The 26,786-nt window shown below is 56.4% G+C and carries 13 protein-coding genes and 1 pseudogene; 10 read left to right on the top strand and 4 right to left on the bottom strand.

The window, feature by feature from the left end:
* Position 1: 1 nt before the first annotated feature.
* The 4 genes from B0919_RS10515 to prfB all read left to right on the top strand — a co-directional run bounded on the left by B0919_RS10515 (position 2) and on the right by prfB (position 3,792).
* Complete coding sequence (locus B0919_RS10515; protein ID WP_078012210.1) at positions 2-724, top strand: ABC transporter ATP-binding protein; 723 nt, start codon at positions 2-4, stop codon at positions 722-724.
* Between the two features lie 131 nt (positions 725-855).
* Positions 856-1,410, top strand: a complete 555-nt coding sequence (locus B0919_RS10510; RefSeq protein WP_078012209.1) for a cob(I)yrinic acid a,c-diamide adenosyltransferase — start codon at positions 856-858, stop codon at positions 1,408-1,410.
* A 74-nt stretch (positions 1,411-1,484) separates the two neighbouring features.
* Positions 1,485-2,549, top strand: coding sequence for a branched-chain amino acid aminotransferase (locus tag B0919_RS10505; RefSeq protein WP_078012208.1), 1,065 nt, complete (start codon positions 1,485-1,487; stop codon positions 2,547-2,549).
* A gap of 165 nt (positions 2,550-2,714) precedes the next feature.
* A protein-coding gene (prfB, locus tag B0919_RS10500; RefSeq protein WP_139362050.1) for a peptide chain release factor 2 occupies positions 2,715-3,792 on the top strand; the annotation gives its coding sequence in 2 pieces (ribosomal slippage) (positions 2,715-2,765 and positions 2,767-3,792; 1,077 coding nt in all).
* Positions 3,793-3,867: 75 nt separating this feature from the next.
* On the opposite strand, the gene B0919_RS10495 is transcribed toward prfB, so the two are convergent.
* Positions 3,868-5,481, bottom strand: a complete 1,614-nt coding sequence (locus B0919_RS10495) for a SusD/RagB family nutrient-binding outer membrane lipoprotein (protein ID WP_078012207.1) — start codon at positions 5,479-5,481, stop codon at positions 3,868-3,870.
* A 70-nt stretch (positions 5,482-5,551) separates the two neighbouring features.
* Positions 5,552-8,716, bottom strand: a complete 3,165-nt coding sequence (locus tag B0919_RS10490) for a SusC/RagA family TonB-linked outer membrane protein (protein WP_078012206.1) — start codon at positions 8,714-8,716, stop codon at positions 5,552-5,554.
* Between the two features lie 663 nt (positions 8,717-9,379).
* Between B0919_RS10490 and B0919_RS10485 the strand changes: the two genes are divergently transcribed.
* The 6 genes and pseudogenes from B0919_RS10485 to B0919_RS10460 all read left to right on the top strand — a co-directional run bounded on the left by B0919_RS10485 (position 9,380) and on the right by B0919_RS10460 (position 24,044).
* The gene (locus tag B0919_RS10485; protein WP_078012205.1) at positions 9,380-12,613 is read left to right on the top strand and encodes a SusC/RagA family TonB-linked outer membrane protein; all 3,234 of its coding nucleotides are present in this window, start codon (positions 9,380-9,382) and stop codon (positions 12,611-12,613) included.
* 20 nt (positions 12,614-12,633) lie between these two features.
* Complete coding sequence (locus B0919_RS10480; protein ID WP_078012204.1) at positions 12,634-14,127, top strand: RagB/SusD family nutrient uptake outer membrane protein; 1,494 nt, start codon at positions 12,634-12,636, stop codon at positions 14,125-14,127.
* 189 nt (positions 14,128-14,316) lie between these two features.
* Positions 14,317-17,493, top strand: coding sequence for a SusC/RagA family TonB-linked outer membrane protein (locus tag B0919_RS10475; protein WP_078012203.1), 3,177 nt, complete (start codon positions 14,317-14,319; stop codon positions 17,491-17,493).
* Between the two features lie 20 nt (positions 17,494-17,513).
* Entirely contained in the window at positions 17,514-19,166 is a 1,653-nt protein-coding gene (locus tag B0919_RS10470) for a RagB/SusD family nutrient uptake outer membrane protein (protein ID WP_254846542.1), read from the top strand.
* Between the two features lie 466 nt (positions 19,167-19,632).
* Positions 19,633-22,650, top strand: a pseudogene (locus B0919_RS10465) (SusC/RagA family TonB-linked outer membrane protein); the annotation flags it as partial.
* 26 nt (positions 22,651-22,676) lie between these two features.
* Positions 22,677-24,044 (top strand): RagB/SusD family nutrient uptake outer membrane protein, encoded by a 1,368-nt coding sequence (locus B0919_RS10460; protein ID WP_078012201.1) that lies wholly within the window; start codon positions 22,677-22,679, stop codon positions 24,042-24,044.
* A 60-nt stretch (positions 24,045-24,104) separates the two neighbouring features.
* On the opposite strand, the gene B0919_RS10455 is transcribed toward B0919_RS10460, so the two are convergent.
* Together B0919_RS10455 and hslU are read right to left on the bottom strand one after the other, a co-directional pair.
* Positions 24,105-24,848, bottom strand: a complete 744-nt coding sequence (locus tag B0919_RS10455) for an SDR family NAD(P)-dependent oxidoreductase (RefSeq protein WP_078012200.1) — start codon at positions 24,846-24,848, stop codon at positions 24,105-24,107.
* Between the two features lie 116 nt (positions 24,849-24,964).
* Entirely contained in the window at positions 24,965-26,380 is a 1,416-nt protein-coding gene (hslU, locus tag B0919_RS10450) for an ATP-dependent protease ATPase subunit HslU (protein ID WP_078012199.1), read from the bottom strand.
* Between the last annotated feature and the right edge of the window lie 406 nt (positions 26,381-26,786).

Here is a 26,786-nt window from a genome sequence, read left to right as displayed (position 1 = left end):
CATGCTGCCGCCTGTCATCGAAACTACCAACATCTCCAAAGTGTACCGGATGGGCACGGAGGAAATCCACGCGCTACGGTCGGTTAGCATCCGCATCCCGCGCGGCGAATACGTGGCGTTCATGGGGCCTTCGGGCTCCGGCAAGTCCACCCTTATGAACATCGTCGGCTGCCTCGACACGCCGTCGACGGGCTCGTACATCCTCAACGGCAAGGACGTGAGCCGCATGACCGATAACCAGTTGGCGGACGTCCGCAACCGTGAAATCGGCTTCGTGTTTCAGACCTTCAATCTGCTGCCCCGCGCCACGGCCCTCGATAACGTAGCCCTGCCGCTGATCTACGCGGGCTACTCCAAGTCGGAGCGCGAAGAGCGGGCCATGGAATCCTTGCGCTCCGTGGGCCTGGCCGACCGCGCCAAGCACAAGCCCAACGAGCTGTCGGGCGGTCAGCGCCAACGCGTAGCTATTGCCCGGGCGCTGGTAAATAACCCCAGCGTACTGCTTGCCGACGAACCCACCGGCGCCCTGGACTCCAAGACCAGCTACGAAATCATGGAGCTGTTTGAGGCCCTGTACGCCAAGGGCAATACCATTATCATGGTAACGCACGAAGAGGACATTGCCCGGTACGCGCACCGCATCGTGCGCCTGCGCGACGGCGAAATCGAAACCGATTTGCCCAACCACGACGTGCTCTCGCACCGCACTGTTGTTCATTCCTGATTTTTCTGCATTTAAGCAGCGTATTGGCTTTCAAGCACCTGCCCCGGCTCGCCACCGGGGCAGTTCTTTTCCCGTAACTTTCGGTGCAACCGGCCCGGCCCCGGGCCGACTTTTCTTCAGCATCTGTTCCCGTGAAGATCTACACCCGTACCGGCGACCAAGGCCTTACCTCACTCATTGGCGGCACCCGCGTGCCCAAGTCCAGCTTGCGCATCGAAGCCTATGGCACCGTCGACGAGCTGAACTCCTGGGTGGGCATGGTACGCGACCAGGACGTCAACCAGCCACACCGCGCCCTGCTCAAGCACGTACAGGACCGCCTGTTTACTATCGGCGCCACCTTGGCTTCTGACCCCGAACGCTCCCGCATGCAACTGCCCGATTTACTTGATTCGGACGTGGCCGAGCTGGAGCAGGAAATGGACCGTCTGAACGAAGTACTGCCCGAGCTGCGCCACTTTATTTTGCCCGGCGGGCATCCGGCTGTGTCGCAGGCCCACGTGGCCCGCTGCGTTTGCCGCCGCGCCGAACGCCTCAGCATTGCCCTGCGCGAAGACTCCTTCGTGCCGGACCTGGTGGTAAAATATTTGAACCGCCTCTCCGACTACTTGTTTGTATTAGCACGCTGGATGGCTCACGCCCTCGGTGCCGAAGAAGTAACCTGGCAACCACGCCAATCTGCCTAGCGTTTCAGCGTTGGGCCTTGCTGCTCGTTTCTACCCGACCTTTTCTGCATTCCCCCACGCTTTTCCCCATTTCCATGCTTGATACGCTGACGATTCGCACCCAGCGCACGACCAATTCGCGCCTGGGCGAGCTGGACCCTGCCAACATCGAATTCGGCAAGACCTTCGCCGACCACATGTTCGTCGTCGACTATGCCAACGGTGAGTGGCAAGAGCCGCAGATTGTGCCCTTCGGCGACATTGCCGTAAGCCCGGCCAACTCGGCGCTCCATTACGGCCAAGCCATTTTTGAGGGCATGAAAGCTTACCGCACCACCACCGGTGAGGTGCAGCTGTTCCGCCCCCTCGACAACCTCCGTCGCCTCAACCTGTCGGCTGTGCGCATGTGCATGCCCGAGCTTCCCGAAGAGCTGTTCATGCAGGGCCTCACTCAGCTCGTGCGCCTCGATTCGGATTGGGTGCCTTCGCAGGACGGTTACTCGCTTTACATCCGCCCGTTCATGTTTGCCATGGATGGTCTGCTGGGCGTCCGCCCTTCCGATACCTATCGGTTCATGATCATTACCTGCCCGGCCGGTGCGTTCTACAACAAGCCCATCCGCGTACGCTTCGAGGAGAAGTACGTACGCTCCGCTGAAGGCGGCGCCGGTTTTGCCAAGAACGCGGGTAACTACGGCGCGGCCATGTACCCCACCAAGCTGGCCCAGCAGGAAGGCTACAACCAACTGATCTGGACCGACGCCTCGGAGCACCGCTACGTGGAAGAATCGGGCACCATGAATGCCATTTTCGTCATCGACGGGCGTATCATCACGCCGGCCGTCAGCTCCTCCATCCTCGACGGCATCACCCGCAAGAGCGTGCTGCAGCTGGCCTGCGACTGGGGAATGCCGGTGGAAGAGCGAAAAGTCTCGGTGCACGAAATCATCGACGCGTTGCAAAACGGCACGCTTCACGAAGCGTTCGGCGTTGGCACCGCCGCCACCATTGCCTCCATCGCCGTAATCGGCTTCGAAGGCACGGATTACACGCTGCCTCCTATCTCTGCCGATTCTTTCTCGCGCCGTGTCGGCCAAACGCTGGACGATATCCGCGCCGGTAAAATTGCTGATCCGCACGAATGGATGGTTCGGGTCTAATTACGCTCGGCTAGCTTTTTCGCATCCAACATACCGCGCCCGCAACTGCATGGCCAGTTGCGGGCGCGGTGTTCTTTACCCCTACCCTACCTTTGCAAAGCGCTGCCAGGTCGGCAGCCCGGGCACCGGCCCGTTTTTTTCACCCGCTACCCTTTCCCTGAGCAGATGACTGCAGACCAAGTGAAAGACTTGAGAGGCCGCGTGGAGGCCTTGAGGAGGTACCTTTGACTACGATAACCGCAAATCCCAGGTAACCGAGCTGGAGCAAAAAAGCCAATCCGCGAGCTTTTGGGACGACTCCAAAAAAGCGGAAGCCACGCTCAAAGAGCTCAAAGGCATCAAAGTCTGGACCGACGACTACGAGGCTACGTCAAAAGCCGTGGACGATGTAGATGTGCTGTTCGACTTCTATAAGGAAGGTGAAGCTTCTGAAGAAGAGATGCGCGCCGAGTATGACCAAGCGGTGCAAGCCGTGGAGCAGCTCGAGTTCAAGCGCATGCTCTCCAACGAGGAGGACCAACTGTCGGCCATCGTCGAAATCAACCCCGGTGCCGGCGGTACCGAAAGCCAGGACTGGGCCGAAATGCTCATGCGCATGTACATCATGTGGGGCGAAAAGCACGGCTTCACCGTCCGCGAGGTAAACTACCAACCGGGCGAAGGCGCAGGTATTAAGTCGGCGACCCTCGAAATCGAAGGTCAATTTGCTTATGGGTACCTGAAAAGCGAAATTGGCGTGCATCGCCTGGTCCGCATTTCTCCCTTCGACAGCAGCGGCCGCCGTCACACGTCCTTTGCGTCGGTTTTTGCCTATCCCGTGGTTGATGACACGATCAACATCACGATCAATCCGGCTGATATCTCCTGGGATACGTTCCGGGCCGGCGGCGCTGGTGGGCAGAACGTAAACAAAGTGGAAACGGCCGTGCGCCTGACCCACGCGCCTTCCGGGATTATTATCGCAGTTCAGATCGAGCGCAGCCAGCTCATGAATAAAGAGCACGCCCTGCGTATGCTCAAATCACGGCTGTATCAGATCGAAATGGACAAGCGTAATGCTGCCCGGGCCGAAGTAGAAGCGGGCAAGAAGCGCATCGATTTTGGCTCGCAGATCCGCAACTACGTGCTGCACCCCTACAAGCTCATTAAGGACATTCGTACCGGCGTCGAGCGCACCGACGTGCAGAACGTCCTCGATGGCGACCTGGACGACTACATCAAGGCTTTCCTGATGGAGAACTAAGTTGACCTAGCTAAAGCGTAATAAAAAAGGCTCCTCAGCAATGCTGAGGAGCCTTTTCCTTGTAGTGCGAAACTACTAGTTAACATCCCAGAACACTTTCGGGGTGAAAGTGGTCGAGCCTTTCGGCGAATTCGGGTTGTTAGCAATTTCCGTCTGCGGATACGGAATACGCACCGGAATCTTGTTCGGGTTGCTAGCTTCGATACTGTTCAACGAAGTGTAGATACCCGACGGGAAACCCGTACGACGGTATTCATTCCACGATTCGAAGCCGTTGATGCCGTTGTTAGCAATCCACTTCTGGGTGATGATCTTCTCGATCTTGTCACCGGTACCGTTGTAAGACGGATCAACTGCCTTCGGATCGAACTGACCGTTGCTGGTCAGAGCGGTAGGAGCGTTAGTATCCGTTACTTTTCTACCAGCTACACCCGTCTGGCTGTAGTAAGCCGTAGCAGCAGCTTGGGGGCTAGCTACACCCAAGATTTTGAACGATTCGGTGATGCCAGCTTCGTAAGCCGTTTTCGCAGCAGCCGTACCGCCCGTCAGCCAGCCGCGCTCAGCAGCTTCAGCTTGCAGGAAGAACGACTCAGCCGAGCTCAGCAGGTAAATCGGCTGAGCAAAGCCATTTTGCGCGAAAGGACGAATTACGCCAGGGCCAATACCCGACAAACGGGCAGAGGCGATGGGGCTCGGAACCTGAGCACGGATGTCTCCCGAAGCCACTGCTACGTAGTTACGTGCAATATCCGTACGGCCAGCAACCGGCGTATAGATACGCTTGAGACGCAGCGTATCATTGGTAGCCTTTAGGTAGTTAACACCCAGCGTGTTAGCACGCGTAGCTTGGTAACCGCCCGTAGGGCCGCCAGTAGTGTTGTAGCCGATGTTAGCCACCAGCGGGTTGGTTTTGCCAGCGGTATTGAGGAAGCCAGGGTTAGCAGTAGCCGATTCATCAGCACCCAGGAATTGAGCGCCAGCCGTCTGCATAGCTTGGATGCCTGCGCGGGCTACGTCCGGACGCGCACCGCTCTGACGCACGTATACACGCAGCTTGATGGTGTTAGCAAACTTGCGCCACTGCGTCATGTTGCCACGGAAGACAATATCAGCGGAGCCAGGCGTAGCAGCCGTGGTATTGATAGCAGCAATACCCTCGTTCAGCAGGTCAATGATGTTATCATACACTACCTGGTCGTCCTCAAAGCGCGGAGCCAGGTTATCGGTGCCTTGCAGCGCATCGCCGTACGGTACATCACCCCATGCATCCACCAGCAACTGATAGTTGTAGGCTTGCATGATTTTGACAATGGCAATGGTGTTCGTAGCATTCGAACGCTGAGCCTCTGCCAGTACGTAGCTCAGGTCACGCAGGCTGCCAGCGTAGAGGTCCGTCCACGTAGGCTCATACGAGAGCGGTGTAAGACCATACGATTGCTGCGGAACGTAGTAGATGTAATCCTGGGCCTGGGCCCAGTTCTCGGTCCACAGGTTACCCAAAATGTTCAGGTCATTGCCCAGGCGGGTAGCCGTGCGGAACTGGGCATTCGGCAGAACCAGAGTTGCCGACGCTTCAGTAGGGTTGTTCGGGTTCTGGTTTACATCCAGAAAATCCTCACACGAAGCCAGCGCAACAGAGGAGACTAACAAGCCGCCCAGTACTGCCTTATTGAAAGAGAAATTTTTCATGATATGATTGGAAGAGTGCTGCTATTGGCCTGCAAACTGTGACACAGAAGATCTAAGTTCCAAGTTGGACTTAGAAAGTAACCGTCAGGTTTGCGCCGTAGCTGCGCGTCGAGGGAATGGTATTGAACTCACGGCCTTGCGAGTTGCTCGTACCAAAGATGTTGGCCTCCGGATCGACAAATTCGTTCGACTTGGGCGTGAAGAGCAGCAGGTTGCGGCCCGATACACCTACTTGCACGCGACCGAACGGCGTCTTGTCCATCAGAGCACGCGGCAAATCGTAGGTCAGCGATACTTCACGCAGTTTGAAGAAGTCAGCCTTTACGATGTTAGCCTCAGCAAACACGCCGTGGAGTTTGTCGTACCAGAAGTCATAACCACCATCGAACGTCTTAACCGTCGTGTTGGGGGTGTAAGTACCGTCAGCATTACGGGTTACCGAGTTCGGGAAAACGAACGGCTCACGACCGTAAGCAGCCGTCTCCTTCGACGTACCAGTGAAGGCCAGCGTGCTACGCGTACCCGAGTAGAACACGTTGCCGCGGCGCATATCTACTACGCTGCTCAAACGCAAGCCTTTGTAGGATACGGTCAGCGTACCGCCCAAAATGTATTTCGGGTTTACTTGACCGAATACTTTCAGCTCAGCGTCACGCAGCGGTACACCCGTAACCGGGTCAACTACTACGCGGCCTTCCGGGTCGCGCTGGTAGCCCGAGCCTTTCAGCACCGGGAAGGGCTGGCCCACGATAGCCGTCGGTACGGGGTCACCACCACCCAGTGCGAAGTTGGTTACGTCGCGGAACAGTTCATTAACCTTACTGTCGTTCTTGGAGAAGTTCGCACCGATATCCACGCGGAAACCGCTCTGGGTACGGATGGGCGTAGTACGCAGCGACAGTTCGAGACCCGTGTTTTCTACTTCACCGATGTTAACCACAGCCTGAGTAAAACCCGTCGACGTCGGCACGTCGATCGAAGTAATCAGGTCGCGCGACAGCGTCTTGTAGTAAGTAGCGTCACCCGAGATGCGGTCATCGAACATGGCAAACTCGATACCACCTTCGTAGTTCGTCGTCAACTCCGGTCTGATATCCCGGTTACGGCTCAGGTCACTTACCGTGAAGCTTGCCAGTGCTCCATAGGGGAAGCCAGCAGCTGCCGGGAAGGTGTTTTCCAGGTTATAAGCGCCAGTGCCATTGCCGACTTGGGCATAGGAGACACGGATTTTGCCGTACGAGAGAATTTTATTGTCTTTCAGAGGAGCAATTGCTTCCGTAAAGACAAAGCCTAAACTCGCAGACGGGAAGAAGTAGGAGCGGTTGCCTCTGGACAGTGTTGACGACCAGTCATTGCGCGCCGTGGCATTCAAAAACAGAAAGTCCTTATAGCCCAGAGTTAGGTCAGCGTAGCCGGCGACAAGACGGGTTTTAACTGACTCTTCGCTGCCACCTAGTTCACCTACACGGTTGCTCAGGTTGTAGAAACCCGGAATCGACAGAGCGCTGGCGCTGGCCGAAACCTGACGGGTGTTCCGCTGACGCAGGTTCTGGCCCAAGATCAACTGCGCCGAAATGTCTGGCGTGATGTTGCGCTTGATGGTGGCCAACAGGTCAGTGGTAATCTCCTGAATGTAGATGTCTGTTTCAGTAACGCGGCCGGGGAAGTTAGCAGGACGTACTACAAGCGCGCCGTCTTGGTCACGGCGGTTGCTAATGTAAGTGCGGATTGCGGCCCGTTCTTTACGACGGTCAAACGACACGTCGGTACCTGCCCGGTACGTAAACGACAGCCAATCCAGGGGAGCGTAGTTCAACGTAGCGTTGCCAATTACGCGGTCCAGGTCGCTGGTAAAGCGGCTTTCGCCGATGTTAAACCAGGGGTTGTCGTAGTAAGCCGAATAGAAGCCGTCCAGGTTCGAGAACTTATCGTTCTTGTAGTCCTTGTACTTCTTCAGATCCACAAAGCGCGGCGTGTTGATCACGTTGTTTAGCACGCTGGTGTTACCCGTGCCCTGGAACGTAATGTCCGTCTTGTTGTGGTTGTAGTTGATGGACGTAGAAGCCGAGATTTTATTCGACAACTGCGTACCAGCCGTGAACTTCACCGTATTGCGGCGGAATTTATCATCCGGCACAATGCCCTTCTGCGTAGCATCCGAGAACGACAGGTAGTAGTTCGTTTTCTCGTTACCGCCTTGCAGCGACACGGTGTTCTGGAACGTCGTACCGGTGTTGAAGAAGTTACGAACGTTGTCCTTGATCGGCGAGAACGGTACCGTCTGGATGCTGCCATCTACTGCGGGCGGTCCCAGCTGCACCGGGCTACCATCGAAACGCGGGCCCCAGCTCGTGTTTTCGTACGGGATGTACTCCCCAGCGTAGCCCGAACCGAATTCGTTTTGGAATTCGGGCAGTTTCAGGATGCTTTCGGCCGTGAACGAGCTCGTCAGCGTTACTTCCGACTTCTTACCACGGGCAGCAGCGTCGCGGCCCGTTTTGGTGGTAATGATGATAGCGCCGTTGGAAGCACGCGAACCGTAAAGAGCCGCGGCGCTCGGGCCTTTCAGCACCGTCATCGACTCGATATCCTCGGGGTTGATGTCACCCACGCGGTTACCCACGTCCACGGTGTTAGCCGAAGTGCTCGATGGCTGAATTGAGCTGTTGTCGATCGGAATACCATCCACTACGAACAGCGGTTGGTTATCCTGTTGCAACGAGCGTTGGCCACGCAGCGTGATGCGCTGCGAGCTGTTTACACCGCCGCTGGAGCGGGTAATCTGTACACCAGCTACTTTACCCTGCAATGCTGCAATGGGGTTCGTTTCCTTACCCTGGGTCAGCGAACGGTTACTGATAACATCAACGGAGTAGCCGAGCGACTTTTCCTGGCGCTCAATACCAACGGCCGTAACTACAACCTCGCTCAGTTGGCGAGTGTCGGTACCCAGAGCTACGTCGATTACGCTGCTGTTACCAACTACACGTTCAATGGTGCGGTAACCAATAGAGCTGAACGATACGGTAGCACCAGCGGGTACTTCGAGGCTAAAGCTACCTTCTGCATTGGTAGACGTGCCGTTGGTGGTGCCCTTTACGATAACGGTAACACCCGGTAAGCCTTGACCGTTGGTCGCGTCGGTTACACGACCGGAAACAGTCCGGGTCTGCGCCGCTACCTGATGCACCATGAGGGGTGCAGTAAGTAGCGCACTAAGCAGGAGTTTTCCCATAAAAGTGAGACTTGGTTGTTGGTGAGTGAATGAGTAGCCCCAAACCTAACGATTTTTATGTTTTGCTCAGTAATCCTCAACGATAAAAAAGTATAACATATACGAACTCCTATAGATGATCAGGATTGCCTCTCAGCCTATAGCCACCTGAATTGTCTACAAATGCGAAGTGGGTCTTGATTCTGCATAGAGCTAGACAAACTATCATTGACAAATTGACAAATATTAGCCCAAATGATTAGTAACTGGCAAAGAAGCTAAACCGCAAGCCATAATAACCCATGCATATAATATCTGATATGAATGATAGTTTTATAACTATTTCCTTGTAAACGGACAACGTGCTTATAAAAATCCGGCTATGAAGTAAGAAACAATCCTATTGATCAACTTAATAAAATCCAATTTCAATAGCATATCTATTCCTATTCAAATGACTTATCTACTCCTGTGCATTATTATCTTACTGTTTAGCTGCCCGCCAGTAAAAACCATAAGTCATTGAATCTATAACCCCTATATTAGCACGTCAAAATCGAAGGTATTCTGCCTGCTTATCAAGTTTATAATCTTCTTCTATGTATTCTGAGTTCATCATGCACAAGCACCAAAAACCACCCTTTTTCATACCTCCTCACACCTCCATCACCCAAATTTTACTGCATGAACAAACTTTTACTGGGCTTATTCCCCCTAGCGGCATTGGTCCACCAGGCCAACGCGCAGACCAGGAGCATAGCCGGCCGGGTTACTGACCGGGTAACCGGCGAGGGCATTCCGGGCGTCACGGTGGTGGCGCTGGGCACTACCACCGGCGTTTCGACCGGCGCCGATGGATCCTTTACGCTGGAGTTACCAGCCAATGCCAAAACCCTGCGCTTCAGCTCGGTGGGCTACGAGACGCTGGAACGCCCTGCCAGCACCGACGGGAAACTCATCGTGGCCCTGTCGCCCGATACCAAGCAGATTGGCGAGGTAGTGGTGACGGGCTACGGCGGCTCGCAGGACATTAAGGACATCACCGGTTCGTACGCCAAAGTAGATCAGTCGAAGCTGACCTCGCAGCCGGTACAAAGCGCTGATCAGGCCCTGGCAGGCCGCATTGCGGGGGTGCAGATTACCAACACGAGCGGTACTCTTGGAGATGCTGTAACGGTGCGTATTCGCGGCATCAATTCCATCAATGGGAGCTCACAGCCGCTGTTTGTAGTGGATGGGGTGCCGATGACTGAGTTCGGCAATTTTAATATCCTGACCGACGGCTTGCGTTACAACCCGCTGGCGGATATTAACCCGAACGACATCGAATCGATGACGGTGCTGAAGGATGCGTCAGCCGCCGCTATTTATGGTTCGCGTGCCACCAACGGCGTAGTGCTAATTACTACCAAGCGCGGTAAGAATGGCACGGCCAAGCTGTCCGTAAATGCCTCAACGGGCTTTATGGAAGCTACGCGTCTACCCAAACTATTGAACGCTAGCGAGTTTCGGGATATCACGAATGAGAAGTTCTTCAACGCCAACCCGAACGCAACGGCGCCGATTATTCCGGAATTCAACGACGTGAACGGCGACGGCGTGCCCGACGAAACGGATTGGCTGAAGGAAGTTTACCACCGTGGGGTCATGCAGGACTACCAGTTGGCCCTGACCAGCGGGAACGACCGGGGCTCGTACTACGCATCCATCGGCTACTCCGACCTCAACGGGTCTATTAAAAACAACCGTCTGCGCCGCGCAAACGGCCGCCTGAATTTTGAGCTTACGCCCAAAACCTGGGTGAAGGCAGGCATCAACATGGGCTTTTCGCACGCTTACAACCAAGGTGTGCTGACGGACAAATACCTGGCCGGCGCGACGGTAGCTGCTTACAACGCCCCGCCCAACGTGCCGGCGTATGGCCCGGATGGTTACTACTACCTCAGCGAAGCGGGGGACATCGGCACCGGCAACGGGCCGATCTATGACAGCTCCGGCATCTTGGTAAACAATAACGGCGGCAATACCTACAACAACACCTGGCTGATCAACCGCTTCTTCCACCCGGTTGCCAACCTGGACCTGCAGCGCAACGAAAACACGCAGCGACGCCTGCTGGGCAATACGTATATTACTTTCACGCCTGCTAAGGGCTTGAGCCTTACGACTAAGTTTGGCCTCGACTACCTGAATAACAGCGAATACCAGTATAGCAGCCCGGAAATTTCAGGCCTGGGCCGCTCATACGACGGGCTGGTCCAACGTTTCAGAGCCGATAATACCCTGACCACCTGGCAGAGCTACGCCTCGTACAACCACCTGTTCGGCGAAAATCATAATCTGGACGCTACCGTCGGGTACGAGCAGAATATTGAGTCGTATGGGTCGCAGTTTGGTTCGGCGGCGTTTATCACGGACCCCAAGTTCAAGGACATTTTTGACGGGCTGTTCGACCCGCTCCAGTCACCTCAGGGCGGCTCCCAGGACGTAACAGCTTGGCAATCGGTATTTGGTCGGGCGAATTACTCGTTCTCGGATAAGTACTACGCTACTTTCACCGCCCGCTACGACGGCAGCTCACGCTTCGGCGCCAATGCGCAATACGGGTTCTTCCCGGGCGCTTCGGTGGGCTGGCGCATTTCGCGCGAGGGGTTCATGAGCCGCTTCACGTTCCTGGACGACCTAAAGCTGCGTGCCAGTTACGGTATTGTCGGCAATAGTGCCGGCATCTCGTCGTATGCCTCGCGCATCCTCATCGGCCAGGGTCAATATGCCAACTTTGCTGGCCTGAATATCAACCAGCTAAACAACCCCAAGCTGCGCTGGGAAACTGGGGGCAAGTTGGACTTGGGCTTCGACTTTGCCGTGTTGAAGGACCGCATCAGCGGTACCGTCGACTTTTTCAGCAACGACATCAACAACCTGCTACTTGGCGCTTCGGCCGTGCACAGCACCGGCGCCCCTTTTATCCCGTCTATTGGTTCGCCTGGGGTAATTCGGAACGTGGGCAAGATGTGGAACCGCGGCGTGGAGGTAACGGTGAACACGACCAATCTGGAGTTGGCCAATGGGTTCAAATGGACGTCCTCGCTTAATTATAGCTACGTCAAGAACCGCGTCACAGAACTCACAACGGATGGTGACGTCCTTTCCTCCTACGCGTTTGCTCGGGCCAGCGTCGGCCACTCCATCACGGAGTACAAGATTCTGCGCTGGGCCGGGGTAAACCCACAGAACGGCAACCCGATGTGGTACGACAAGGACAACAACATCCGCGAGTACCAGCCCGGCGTCGGCCCTACTAAAGGCCTATGGCTGCAAAATGGCGAAACCTCGGTCAATGGCCAGCCCGTCGATCCTATTGACCTTGATAAGGACGGCGTGTGGATTGGAAAGCAACGTTTCCCCAAGTGGTTCGGGGGCGTTGATAACACCTTTTCTTATAAGGGGCTGCAGCTGGAGGTGTTTCTGCAATATAGCGGGGGCAACTACCTGTATAACCTCACCCGTGGCAGCATGCTGACCAACTACATCAGCAACAACTTCGCGGAAATCAAAGACCGTTGGACCACCCCAGGCCAGGTAACAGACGTGCCCAAGCCTTACATCGGCGACAATACGGCTAATAACCAAAAACTGTCCACGCGTTTCGTGGAGAAGGGTGACTTCCTACGCGTACGTCAATTGCGCCTCGCCTACCTGCTGCCCACCCCGGTCAGCCAGAAGTTCGGCAGCTCGCGCGCCAACGTATTTGTGATGGTGCAAAATGCTTTTGTATTCACCAAGTACTCGGGTACTGATCCGGAGGTGAACTCCTCGGGCAACGAAGGCACGGACAGTAATCTGGCCTACGGCGTTGACAACCGCGCCAACCCGCAGGTGCGCACCTACACGGCCGGCATCAACCTGGACTTTTAATTCCTCTGGCTTTTTCCCTCATGAAATCCATTCCTACCATGTTGTGGCGGGCCAGTTTGCTAGGCCTGCTCATTATTACTGCTCCCGGCTGCGACCTGCTGGAGCAGGACGACCCCCAGGCGCTAGGGCCGAACGATATATTCGGTTCGCCCTCCCGCATTGATAAGCTGGCCATCGGTATGTACGACGGCCTGCAGAACGGCGAGTTCCTGGGCAGTCACGCGCTTATTTACTCCGACATCCGCTCCGACGATACAGATCCGTCGGGCTTCTTTGGGGGCATTGCCCTGTCGAACGCCACGGCCAGCGACGGCAACGCTGCCGCTACCTGGCTGGCCGGGTACCAGTCGATGTACACGGCTAATTACTTGATGCAGGAGCTCACCCGGCGCAACGGTGCGGGCTTAGACGCAGCCAAGTACAACCAGTACATTGGCGAGGCCAAGTTCATCCGGGCCCTGTGCCACTTTACCTTGGTCAACCTGTACGCTCAGCCGTACAACTTCTCGTCCGACGCGTCGCACCCAGGTATCCCGCTGCAACTGATGGCCGTCAGCGGCGAAGAAGCCTACAGCCCAGCGCAACAGCTGCCGCGGGCTTCGGTGCGCGACGTGTATGCCCAGATTGAAAGCGACTTGGTAGACGCCGTTACGCTGCTGCCCGCAGATTACGGCGACCCGAGCTCCTCTGCTGCCCGTGCCACGCAGGATGCCGCCCGGGGGCTGCTGGCTCGTCTATACCTATACAAGGGCGATTACGCCAACGCCGCCCGCTACTCGGGCGAAATCATCTCGTCCAATCGGCACGAGCTGGCAGCCTCGCCGTACACCCCCTTCCGCTCGCCCTTCCCCGAGTACACGCAGGCCACCACGAGCGAGATGATTTTTTACGTGGCCATGTCGCAGAACGACAACCCCAATACCAACGCAGCCATTGGGGAACACTACTCGCCGCCACCCGGCCGGGGCGACATTTCCGTTACGCCGTACTCGCGCGTGATTCCGGCCAACGACAAGCGCCGGACGGAGTTGATAGCGCAAAAGTCGGGACGTTTCTGGACGCGCAAGTACAACGCGGAGCTGCAAAGCGGCGCCCCGGGTGGGGCCAATCGTGGCGCCCGGATTCCGATTCTGCGTTACTCCGAGATTCTGCTGACCCGTGCGGAGGCGTTGGTCAAACAGCCGACCTGGACGTCCACCGACTCCAGCGCCGTGATTCTGCTGAACCTGGTGCGTAACCGTTCCAAGCCAGCTTCATCTCCGCGTTACAAAGCCAGCACCTTCGGCACCAACAAGCAAGCTTTAATCGACGCCATTCTGCTGGAACGGCGCTTTGAACTGGCGTTCGAAGGCCATCGGTTGTACGACTTGTTCCGCAACGGCTTGGGCGTCCCGGCCCGCACCGGTACCTCACCTACACCGGCTATTCCGTGGAAGGATAATCGGGCTGTACTTCCCATTCCGGCGAACGAAATCCTACGCAATCCGAACCTGATTCAGAACCCCGGATACTAGTACCGGCTTACTAATCAGATTGATAACGAAACCCCGGTCGGTTACTGACCGGGGTTTTTATTTGCCTCATACAAGGCAAACCGGGTTTAGACGGCCTAAGCGCAAAAAAAAGCGGACTGAACTTAGACATTGTACTGTCGCTTTGTACATTTAGGGGAGTTTCACTCACTTCACTCACTTATCAGTCGCATGAACAAACTTTTACTGGGTTTGATACCCTTGGCGGCGTTTGTCCACCAAGCAGAAGCCCAAACGCGCCAGGTTTCTGGCCGCGTGACCGACCGCGCCACGGGCGAAGGCATTCCTGGCGCCACCGTACTGATCAAAGGAACCACCACGGGGGTATCGACCAACTCGGACGGCACCTTTACGCTGAGTGCTCCGACGGGTAGCGGTACCCTCTCCGTTAGCTCGGTAGGCTACATTGCCGTAGAACGCACGCTTGGAGCCGACAACCAGATCAACATTGGTTTGGCGGCCGACAATAAGACCCTGAGCGAAGTAGTAGTAACCGGCTACGGCACGCAGGAGCGTCGCGATGTGACCGGCTCGATTGCCTCTATCCAAGGCGAAACTATTGCCAACTTGCCCACCCCGAGCTTCGACCAGCAATTGGCTGGCCGGGCTGCTGGTGTGCAGGTAACTACGCCTTCCGGCCTGATTGGTCAAGCCCCACGTATCCGTATCCGTGGTACTAACTCCATCTCCTCCAGCGCGTCGCCGCTGGTGGTAGTTGATGGTGTACCGATCATCACAGGTGACCAGAGCGGTGTCGTAGCTAGCAACGCGCTGGCCGACATTAACCCTTCGGATATCGAGTCGTACGAAGTGCTGAAGGACGGTTCGTCCACGGCCATCTACGGCTCGCGCGGGGCTAACGGTGTTATCCTTATCACGACCAAGAAAGGGCGTCTGGGCAAAGCGCAGATTAGCTACGACAACTGGTTTGGTTGGGCAAAAACGGTGAAGCGCTACGAAGTTCTTAATGCTGATCAATTCATTGAAATCAGCAACGAGAAGCGTAGTAACAACAACCAGCCGGCTATTGCTTTTCCCTACGAGTCAAATGGCCAGCGCGTCGACACCGACTGGCAAGACGAGATTTTCCGTACGGGCTTCCAGCAAAACCATGCCCTGAGCATCAGCGGTGCCACGGATAAGACCAATTACTTTTTCTCGGTAGGGTACACGGACCAGGATGCAGTGCTGAAGGCCAACTCCATGCGGCGTGCTACTTTCCGCACCAACGTGGACCAGGAAGTAGTGAAGTGGCTGCGCGTAGGTCTAAACGTAGGCCTGACCCGCACCGAAACTAACGGCCTGAACACCAGCATCAACGGCTTGTCTGGTAACGTGACAAACGCTTTGTCGCTGTTTCCGAACGTGCCGGTTCGCAATCCTGACGGTACGCCCTTCTTCAACACGCCCAATAACAACCCCACGGGCACGAACAACACGGCAGTTATTGGCCAGGGCGCTAACCTTGCCACGATTGGCTTCAACTACCCGAACATTGTCTTCCCCTTGGAAAACAACGTGTATCGGGCTACCAACTACCGCATCTTGGGCAACGTCTACGCTGAAGCGGAGCCCATTAAGAACCTGCGTCTCCGTACGCAGTTCGGTAGCGACTTTTTCCTGAACGACGATTTCCAGTACAACGACCCGCGTCACGGCGATGGTTTTGGCCCGAATGGTATCGTGTTCCAGCAATTTGCCCCAACGTTCCGCTGGAACTGGCAAAACACGATTTCCTACAATACCACCATTGCCGAAGCGCATAAGATTAACGCTGTTGCCGGTATTGAATACCAGAAAACCAAGGCTCAGTCTTACTACGCACAAGGCACGGGCTTATCGGATACTTACTTCGGTCCGAACAACCTGATTACCGGTACTGTCGCCTCACCGACCGTAGGTGGTGGGGTTTCGCAGGAAGGCTTCCAGTCGTACTTCGGCCGGATTAACTACGGCTTCAAAGACCGCTACCTGTTTAGCGTTACGGCTCGGTACGACGGGCTGTCGAAGTTGTCGCCCGACAACCGCTTCGGCTTGTTCCCCGGCGCTTCGGTGGGCTGGCGTATTTCGGAAGAACCGTTCTTCAAAGGCCTGGGGCTGAATTTCCTGTCGGACATGAAATTCCGTGCCAGCTACGCTATCGTGGGTAATGACGCCATTCCTGGCGGCTCCTTCCCCTACGCAGGCATTTTTGGCCCTGGTAAGTACGGCTCGCAAAACGGCATCGGTTACAACCGCGAAGGTGGCCTCGGCAACCCTGAGCTGCAGTGGGAAACCTCGAAGAAGAAAGATGCAGGTCTGGACCTGGGCTTCATGGACAACCGCATCACGGTGGGGCTTGACTACTACATCAACGACAACGATGATCAGGTGCTAAGCGTGCCGATACCGCTGTCGTTGGGTGCGCCGAACAACCGTTACATTGCCAACGTAGGTCGCTTGGAAAGCCGGGGCTTTGAATTCAATTTCAACTCCCAGAACATTCAGAGCGAAGACTTTACCTGGAATACCAACCTGAACTTCTCGACTAACAAGAGCGTTGTTAAGGAGCTGTTCCAAGGTCAAGACATCCTGAATACCTACAATGTGACGCGGGTTGGTCAGCCTATTGGTGCCCTCTTCGGTTACGACTTCCAAGGCGTAAACCCACAGAACGGTTATCCGATCTATCGCCGCCCCGATGGCTCGTTGCTGCAGGCCAACGTAGATAACAACCTCTACTACAACTACGATCCTAGCAACCCGGGCGCTACTATTTTCACTGGCACTGGCCCCGTGCCGGCCGGCCAAGTAGGAGCAACCGCTGCGTTAGCTGCTGTAGACCGCGTAATTCTGGGCAACCCCAACCCGACCTGGTTCGGGGGTGTAACCAACTCGTTCACCTACAAAGGCTTTGACGCTTCGTTGTTCATTCGCTTCTCGGGTGGTAACAAAATCATGAACGTTACCCGTCAGGAGCAACTGCGTATGGAATTCGTGAACAACGGTACCGAAATTTTGGACCGTTGGACGACGCCGGGCCAGGTAACCACTGTACCGAAGCTGCGATTCGGCAACTCCACCTTCATCAACAAGAACGGGGAAGCCTTGTCCCGCTTTGTTGAGAAAGGCGACTTCGTACGCATTCAGAACATCACGCTGGGCTACACCTTGCCGAAGAGTGCAATTGCCGGCCTGAGCCGCGTGCGCATCTACGGCCAAGTAAACAATGCTTTCATCTTCACGAAGTACAAAGGGGTAGACCCGGAAGTAAACTCGAACGGCGATGTGAATCAGACGTTCGGCGTTGACTACAACAGCAACCCGCAGCAACGCGTGTTCACGGCTGGCCTCAACGTAGCTTTCTAATCATTTTGTCTCTAGCATTCATGAATAATCGCATTCTGGCATCCTTTGCCCCCCACCGCGTGCGGGTAATGGCGCTGGCCGCTTTCCTGTCGTTGGGCACATTCTCCTGCGAAGTAACCGACCTACAGCCGCAGGACGCCATCTCTGAAACGGCGGCTTTTTCGACCCCCGACCGAATTGCACTGGCTGTAACCGGCGTATATAATGCTGCTCAGTCGGGTTTCTACGACCCCCTGAACGGTACTGCGATTGGTACGCGTGGCTATCCGTTTGGCTCGGCAGCTACGGCACTAGGTGACGTGCGTGGTGAAGACGTAACGGACATGGCAGGCTTCTTCCTAATCGTGTATGCGAACAACGTTACGCCTTCGGCTCCTAACGTCGTGAACATGTGGAGCAACCTGTACGCCACGATCAATCAGGCAAACGTTGTGATTGAAGGCGTGCGTGCTGCAGCACAAGCTGGCACCATTACGACGGAAACGGCTAACGCGTACGAAGGCGAAATGCGCTTCCTACGGGCATTGTCCTACCACGAGTTGGTAATCAACTTCGCTAAGCCTTACAACGACAACGCTGGCGGCAACCTCGGTGTACCGTACCGTGATTTCCCAGTTACGACGCCGGCCGCCGTTGAGCGTGCCCGCACCATAGGCCGTAACACCGTAGCGGAAGTGTACACCAAGATGTTGGAGGACTTGGACTTTGCGGAAACCAACCTCCCGGCAGCCCGGACCGGCAACCTGAAGGTAACCCGTGCCACCAAAGGGGCTGCTATTGCTTTGAAGCAGCGCCTGCGCATTCATCAAAGCAACTGGGCTCAAGCCAAAGCGGAGGGTGACAAGCTCATTACCGGCACGACTACCTTCTCGGCCCCTACGGCCGCTGGCGGTTACACATTGGCTGCTAATCCAGAAGCCGCCGCACCTGGGGGCACCACTGTCACGCCCGAGAATATCTTCTCCATCGAGAACAGCGCTGACGACAACTCCACTACCAACGGCTCGTTGGCGTCGGTGTTCCGTTCAAATGGCGGGGTAGCTGGCCCTGGTCGGGGTCTGGCCGCTATTAGCCCTGCTTTGTTCAACCTGCCCGCCTTCCCGTGCAGCGATACCCGCCGCACGGCCCTGATGGCGCGTAATGGTGCCGCTGGTCCTTACTTCAGCAATAAGTACAAAGACGCTGCTACGTATACGGACTTTGCCCCCATCATCCGCTACGCCGAGGTGCTGCTAAACCAAGCTGAAGCAGAAGCCAACCTGGGTGCCACGAATGCTCCCCGGGCATTAGCTCTGCTGAACGCCGTGCGTGGCCGCGCGGTGGCTGCTGCTGACCGGTACACTGCTCTCACGGGTGATGCTCTTATTCAGGCGGTGCTAAACGAGCGTCGTATTGAGCTATTCTCGGAAGGCTTCCGTTGGGACGACATTCATCGTTTGTCAGCCCCTGGCCCCTACCAGCGGTTCAGCCCACGCCCGGGTGGTGGTATTCCCCGTAAGTTTGATACCACCCAAGCAGCGGGTGCTAACTATAACTGCGCTACGCCTCCGGCAAGCCTTAGAGGGTCCATTGACGATATTCCCTACACGGACTACCGTTTCTTGTGGCCAATTCCGGCTCAAGAAGTTTCCAACAATCCTACGCTGGCTGCGCAGCAGAACCCTGGATACTAGTATTCAGGCAGTTGGATAAAAAGGCCTTGGCTGATACAGCCAGGGCCTTTTTTTATTGCTTTACTCAAGAGGAAGCAACGTCAGACATGAACAAAATTATAACTAAACCAATAAATTATACATTGATTGTATCTCATATCCTCCAAAAATGCAGCAGTTACCAGCAACAACTTGACAATCTCCCTATTACCATATTTAAAACTCTACGATCAAAAACCACGAGTACTATCATTGTAACACATACCATAATGAAACTATAATAGCTGTCCAGAAAAATTTAACAAAATCTATGATGTATCATTTTCCCAAATATTTGCTCCTTTTTCTATTGAAGTAAGTTGAACTGTAGCTAGATTGAAGGGACATTTTTCACTCACTTCACAGTCGCATGAACAAACTTTTACTGGGTTTGATACCCTTGGCGGCGTTTGTCCACTAAGCGGAAGCCCAAACGCGTCAGGTTTCTGGCCGCGTGACCGACCGCGCTACCGGCGAAGGCATTCCCGGTGCCACCGTGCTGGTTAAGGGCACTAACAATGGAGTGTCTACCAATTCTGATGGCACTTTTACCCTGACGGCCCCAACTACTGGGGGTACGTTGGCTATCAGCTCCGTGGGATATTTGTCCATCGAGCAGGCAATTGGTAGCAGCGACCAAATCAGTATTGGTTTGGCCGCCGATAATAAAACTCTGAGCGAAATCGTCGTAGTGGGCTACGGCCAGCAATCCAAAACGCTGGTAACAGGGGCCGTGGCATCGGTGGACGCCAAGCAATTTGAAGGGCAACCAGTCGCTGGGCTTGATCAAGTACTGCAGGGACGTGCTTCGGGGGTTCAGGTAACGGCCAACTCGGGTACCCCAGGCGGGGGCGTGGCGGTGCGCATTCGGGGTAATAACTCGATTTCAGCCAGCAGCGAACCCTTGTATGTAGTTGACGGGGTGCCAATCAATACGGGCAGCTATTCGAACATTGCAGTGGGTAACCAGCAGCTCAATGACCTGGCTGACATCAACCCCAATGATATTGCCTCGATGGAAATCCTGAAGGATGCATCGGCGGCAGCCATCTACGGTTCGCGTGCGGCCAACGGGGTAGTTCTTATTACTACCAAACGTGGGCAGGCCGGCCGCACCAAGATTACCTTGGATGCTTACCAAGGAGTACAGCAAACGATCAAGCGACTGGACGTGCTCAACGGCCAGGAGTCCCAGGACCTCATCAACGAAGCCCGGACCAACGTGGGAGCGGCTCCGCGCTATGTTACGGCTAACCCGACGTCGACACAGCAACTGTTTTCGACGGCTAGCACTAATTGGCAAGACGAGATTTTCCGTACTGCCCGGGTGGGCAGCTACACCTTGTCGGCTTCGGGGGGCGACACCAAAACCCGTTTCCTGGTGTCGGGGACGTACTTTGACCAGCAGGGCATCATTCTCGGGTCGGGCTTCAAACGGGGCAGCGGCCGCGTGAACCTTGACCACAAACTGACGGACAAAATTCGCTTCGGCCTGAATGCTACCGGCAGCCGCTCGCTCAGCACGCGTATTAACAACGACAACAACATTTACGGGGTACTAAGCACGGCGGTCCTGCTTGGCTCCCAGTTCCCCGTGCGCAACCCGGACGGCACCTACGGCCGCGACCCATTCTCCTCGGTGGAAAACCCGGTAGCCGCCGCTACCGAGCCCACTTTTACGGCGCGCAATAACCGGGTGGTGGGCAACGTGTACGGCGAAATCGATATTCTCAAGACCCTGCGGTTCCGCTCCTCTCTTGGGGCTGACTACCTCAACCTGAAGGAAGACCGGTTTGTGCCGAGCACCTTGCTGCAGGGCGTAGGCAGCAACGGCCTGGGCAACGCCAACAGCCGCTACGACATCTCGTGGCTAACAGAGAATACGCTTTCGTACAACAAAGCATTTGGGGACCATAACCTGAGCGTGCTGCTCGGCCAGAGCGCCCAGAAGTCGGTGCAGGAAGGCATTCAGACGACGGTAACGGGCTTTGCTACGAACAAGATTACGCGCCTCTCGGCGGGGGCAGTGAAAAGCGAAGCCTCATCCGACGCGACCCAGTGGACGTTGCTCTCCTACTTCGGGCGCCTGAACTACGACTACAAGAGCCGGTACCTACTAACGGCCACCATGCGCACCGACGGTTCTTCGCGCTTCGGCGTCGACAACAAGTGGGGCTACTTCCCGGCCGTATCAGGCGGCTGGCGCGTTTCGCAGGAAAGCTTCTTCCCACAGGACTTTGTTATCAGCGAGTTGAAGCTGCGCGCGGGCTACGGCCAAACCGGCAACTTCGAAATCGGCAACTTCGCCTCGCGTACGCTGTTCGGCGTAGGCGCAGCCAACCTGGCTAACTACAACGGTGTAGCCGGCCTGGCACCTACCCAGCTGGGCGTACGTGACCTTTCGTGGGAGAAGGTGGAAGAAACCAACGCCGGCATTGACCTGGGCTTCTTCCAGGACCGCATCGGTTTCAGCGCGAACGTGTTCAAACGCAACAACAATGACTTGTTGCTCAATCGTCCGCTGCCGCTTACTTCGGGCTATGCGTCGGTAACGCAGAACATCGGCAACCTGGAAAACAAAGGCTTGGAGTTTGAAGTCACGTCGCAGAACGTGAAATCGGATAATGGCTTGAACTGGACGACGAATTTCAACATCTCGTTTATCCGCAACAAAGTCACCAAGCTTTACAACAACGCTCCTATTCTGCAAGGTTTTGCCAGCCGCGTAGCGGTGGGCGAGCCGCTCGGGTCCTTCTTCGGCTACCGGGTAGACCGCATTTACCAGTCGCAGGAAGAAATCAACGCGGACATTGCCAACGCTCGGGCCCGCACTGGCAATGCTAACGCTTTCTACCAAGGCACCAGCACCACCAACCAGCCCCGCCCGGGCGACATCCGCTTCGTGGACGTAAACGGCGACGGTGTCATCACCTCGGATGACCAGACAACCATTGGTTCGGCGCAGCCCAAGTTCTTTGGCGGCATCAACAACCAATTGAGTTGGGGTGGCTTTGACCTGGCCTTCTTCTTCCAGTTCACCTACGGCAACAAGATTTACAACAACACGCGCTCCTTTGCCGAGGGCATGAGCGGGCAGTTTGGTCAGTTGGCTTCGGTACGTGACCGTTGGACGCCCACGAACACGGACACGGACATACCGCGGGCTGCGGCCGGCGACCCTAACCAGAACAACCGCGTTTCGGACCGGTGGCTGGAGGATGGCTCCTACCTGCGCCTGAAGACGCTCACGTTGGGCTACAACATCCCGAGCACGTGGGCCAAATCGGCCCATTTGCAGTCGGCACGGATATACGTAGGCGGCCAAAACTTGCTCACGTTTACCAAGTACTCGGGCCTGGACCCTGAAATTAATACGTTCAGCGGTAGCAACACCTCTCTCGGCACGGACTTCCTCACCTTCCCGCAAGCCCGCGTGTATCAGGTCGGCATCAACCTGGGCCTGTAACATCCACCTTTGTCGCTTCTCTTCCCATGAATATCCGTTTGAGAGTCGCCACCATGGCCATGCTGGGCTTGCTCAGCCTTGGGGCCAGCAGTTGCTCTGACTTCCTTAACCCCGACCCCTCCAACTCGCTGGACACCAGCCAGGTGTTCACCGACCTTGAAGGCGCCAATGCCGTACTGGTGGGCGCTTACGGCAACCTGACCAGCTCCAACTACTACGGACTGCGCTACCCATTTTTCGCAGAAATGGCCGCTGATAACCTGGCGTGGACCGGTACTTTGCCCTCGTTTGGGGAAATCAAGCAGCGTAACATCCAGACCTCCAACGTGGAGGTTACCTCGATGTGGCAGCAGATTTACTCCACTATAAACCGGGCTAACAACGTCATTACCCTGGCGCCAACAGTAGCTTCGATTCCGGAAACCAACCGCGTTCAGCTGGTAGCGGAGGCACGTTTCATTCGGGCAGTAGCTTATTTTGACTTGGTGCGCTACTGGGGCGACGTGCCGCTGGTACTTACTCCCACCTCCACGCCCGACAACTCCCTGAACGTGTCGCGCAGCCCAGTCAGCGCCGTGTACGACCAGGTGCGGGAAGATCTGGACGCGGCCGAGGCAGTGCTGCCCGTGGCCAATACCGGCCGGGCCACCAAATGGGCTGCTACCGCGATGAAAGCCCGTTTGGCGCTGTACCGCCAGCAGTGGCAGACGGCCGCAACGCTAGCCGATCAGGTTATTGCCAGCGGCCGTTTCAGCCTGCTGCCGAACTACCGGGCCGTGTTCGAAACGGAAAACTCGGCCGAGTCTATCTGGGAAATCCAGTTTGACGCTCAGGTATCGAGTCAGTTTGCCTTTTACGCCCTGCCAACCAGCGCTGGCGGCCGCAACGAGCTAAGCCCCACGGGCACGGGCTCGACGCTGCCCAACGCGTATGAAAACGGCGACCAACGGAAAAACGCCACCATTTCGGACGGCACGTATAAAATCCCGGCTACGGGCCGCACCGTGCCCGCTGGTCAGCAGATTAAGTATTTCGACCCCGGCACGGGCACGGATAACTACCGGGCCATCCGGTTTGCGGAAATTCTGTTGATCGGCGCCGAAGCCAAGGCCCAGCAGCAGGACCTGCCCGGCGCGCTGACCCTGCTGAACCGTGTGCGCAACCGCGCGGGCTTGGCCAACTTCGCTTCGACCTCGCAATCGGCCGTTCTGGATGCCATCCAGCAGGAACGTCGCGTGGAACTAGCTCTGGAAGGCCACCGGTGGTTCGACTTGATCCGCACTGGCAAAGCAGCACAGGTGCTCAACGTTCCCGATGCGCGTCGCCTGTTATTCCCGATTCCATTCCGCGAAACGGTGAATAACCCGAACATAATCCAAAACCCGGGTTATTAATCCGTCGCGCATTTCAGGCAAACGCCCCCGGTTAGTTGATAACCGGGGGCGTTTGTTTTGTTAAGCCTTGAGTTCGGGTAGCTCTGTTACGCGCAGCACTACTGGCTGAGCAGCATCTACACCCTGCTGCAACCACTGCACAATGCGCGTAGCCACCGCATCCGGCGAAGCCAGCTGCCCACCCGCCGACAGCTCCTGAAACCGCTCGATTTCACTGAAGCTCGGCTTGGCTGCTCCCCTGATCTGCTCCTGCATAGCCGTGTCCACCACCCCAGGCGCCAAGCTCCGGATGCGAACATGCGAGCTGCGTAAGTCCTGCTCCTTCTGCGCTACCTGGCTGAGCATATCCAGCGCGGCCTTGGAGGCGCAGTAAGCCCCCCAGCCATCTACCGGGCGCTGGGCGGCTCCGCTGCTGATGTTGAGCACCGTGCGCGGGCACTGCAGGCTGCCGTAGGCACTAAGGAAGGTGTTCATCAGCATGGCCGGCACCACCAAATTCACGTCGAACACGAATTCGTACTGCTCATTGGTCTGCTCGCCGGCGTAACCGATGTCGCCTACCACCCCGGCGTTGTTGATCAGGGTAATGCTCTGGGCATCGGGGCGTGCAGGAAAGAGCTTGAACAGGTTGCTCTGCACAGCTACGGTGTCGGAGAAGTCGAGGGGCTGGTGCTGGTAGCGGGGGTGCTCGATGGTAGCGTGGCGCGATACACCCAGCACGGCGGTGTCGGGTTGAGCCAGCACCGCCTCGGCCAGGGCTTTGCCCAAGCCACGGCTGGCGCCGGTGATGATGTAGTAGTGCATGCGGTGAATAGTGAATTGGCGAAATGGTGAGTGTCGCTCAGGTGGTGCTTGCTAGCATTACGCCGCAAAAGCCAGCGCCGTTGAACAAGAACTCACCATTTCGCCAATTCATCGGCTCACAGTATGTACTGGCTCAAGTCACGGTTGCGGACCATGCCTTGCAGGCGCTCCTCCACCAGTTCGCGCGTGACCTGAATGCGGGCGTTGGCCCCGATGCGGTCGGGCACGTCGAACAGGATATCGTTGAGCAAGCGGCTCATTACCGTGTGCAGGCGGCGGGCGCCGATGTTTTCCACCTCGCTGTTGACTTCGAAGGCAATACTGGCCAGCTGCTCCAGGGCAGCATCATCGAAAGTCAGCTCGACGTCTTCGGCCTGCAACAGAGCTTCGTACTGCTTGGTCAAGGCGTTTTTGGGGTCCTTTAGAATGCGGTAGAAGTCCTCCTTGGTTAGGCTCTGCAGCTCCACGCGGATGGGGAAACGGCCCTGCAATTCGGGAATCAGATCTGACGGCTTGCTGACGTGGAAAGCACCGGCGGCAATAAACAGAATGTGGTCGGTGTGCACCACGCCGTACTTGGTGGTGACGGCCGAGCCTTCCACGATGGGCAGTAGGTCGCGCTGCACGCCTTCGCGGCTTACATCGGGGCCGCCTTTGCTGGCGTTGGAGGAAGCCACCTTGTCGATTTCGTCGATGAAGATGATGCCGGCGTTTTCGGCCAGCCGGATGGCTTCGTCCTTCACCTCGTCCATGTCAATGAGCTTGGCGGCTTCCTCGTCGAGCAGGATTTTGCGGGCTTCGGCGATGGTTACCTTGCGCTTGCGCGTCTTCTTGGGCATCATCGAGCCGAGCATGTCCTGCAGGCCCTGCAGCGAGGCTTCGTCGAGGCCAGCCTGTCCGCCCATCAGGCCGATGCCGGGACCGGAGTTCTGCTGCACCTTGATGTCGATGGTGCGCTCTTCCAGTTCACCGCGGCGCAGCTTCTCGCGAAACCGCTCCCGGGTCCGCTCGTTCAGCTCCACATCGGACGAGGGCATTTCATCGGGGCCCGTGGTACCGCCAAAGCCGAATGCCGGCTTCACCACCGAGGAGCCGGAGCCCTGGATGGGTGGAATGAGCGCGTCGAGGATGGCGTCTTCCACGGCTTGCGCGGCCTGGGTTTTCACGGCTTCCTTGCGGCGCTGCTTTACCAGATTCACAGCCTGCTCGGCCAGGTCGCGCACCATGCTTTCCACGTCGCGGCCCACATAGCCGACCTCGGTGAACTTCGAGGCTTCGACCTTGGTGAAAGGCGCATCGGCAATAGCGGCGAGGCGGCGGGCAATTTCGGTTTTGCCGACGCCCGTGGAGCCGATCATCAGGATGTTATTCGGCACGATTTCGCGCTGCATGTCCTGCGGCGCGTGCAGGCGGCGCCAGCGGTTGCGCAGGGCAATGGCCACGTTACGCTTGGCGTCGTGCTGGCCGATGATGTATTTGTCGAGCTCAGCCACAATCTGGGCCGGCGTGAGGAAGGTCGCGGAATCAAGCATGAAGCGGAAGATAACGGAAAGTGCAGCTGCCGCCTAGATACTCAAGGGGAGCCGCAGGGTTGCCTGACTACAAAAATGGCCTCAAGCAGCTAAGCAGAGACCGTGTAAGCTTCCCGGACAACAGCTAAACCAAGCAACAGTTCCGCCGCCTGCCAAGAGCAAAGGGCTAAATGCGTGCGACTGGACTGCAGTGCACAGCCTGGTTTGCTACGGGCTCTGCTCGTTTGGCTGTGTCTGGGGTGAAGCTTTAGACGGCACTATCTGATATAATATCGATGAGAATCACCGCCGATTATTTGAACTTTTTCATTAACCATTATCTATAACAGGGTTTTTTAACAATAGTATCAGGAATGGCTATAAAGTACGGCCACAGCTTACTAGTCCTAAAAGCCACCGAAACATT

This window comes from Hymenobacter sp. CRA2 (assembly GCF_002007105.1).
In the GTDB taxonomy this organism is placed as follows: domain Bacteria; phylum Bacteroidota; class Bacteroidia; order Cytophagales; family Hymenobacteraceae; genus Solirubrum.
This window is presented reverse-complemented; position numbering and strand designations above follow the sequence as displayed.